This window comes from Pseudomonas sp. RGM 3321 (genome assembly GCF_022836805.1).
Taxonomy (GTDB): Bacteria; Pseudomonadota; Gammaproteobacteria; order Pseudomonadales; family Pseudomonadaceae; genus Aquipseudomonas.
The window spans coordinates 1-476 of sequence record NZ_JALHBH010000047.1 but is presented as its reverse complement, the minus strand read 5'-3'; the positions used below and the strand labels follow the sequence as shown (position 1 = coordinate 476).

Genomic DNA, 476 nt, shown 5'->3' with positions numbered 1-476 from the left:
GCATGCGGGTGACGCCGAAGCTGCGGTATGGACCAATGATCTGACCCACCAATACGTCGAAGAGAATAGCGCGTATACATCATGACCCTTGCTCTTGACATCCCCCTCAACGACACCCAGTTCTCGGCTCAGCGGAAATCTGAGGTCCTGGTAGAAGCGCTGCCTTGGATCAGGCGGTTTCAGGGCCGCACTGTCGTCGTGAAATATGGCGGCAACGCGATGGTTGATCCCGGCCTGCAGCAGGCCTTCGCCGACGACATTGTGTTTATGGCCTCTGTGGGGAGTCGCCCTATTGTCGTCCACGGTGGTGGCCCTCAGATCAATGCGATGCTTGCTGAATCTGCTACCCCAGTGGAGTTCCGTAATGGTTTGCGGGTGACATCTCCGGAGGTCATGGAGGTTGTCCGGATGGTGCTCGTCGGGCAGGTGGGCCGTCAGCTCGTTAATCGAATCAACGCCTATGCGCCGCTAGCAGC

1 protein-coding gene is annotated in these 476 nt (G+C 58.2%); it reads left to right on the top strand.

The features are described from left to right. Window positions 1-81: 81 nt before the first annotated feature. Window positions 82-476 (top strand): acetylglutamate kinase (gene argB, locus RGM3321_RS00180; RefSeq protein WP_244391029.1); only part of this gene is annotated, 395 nt, incomplete at its 3' end.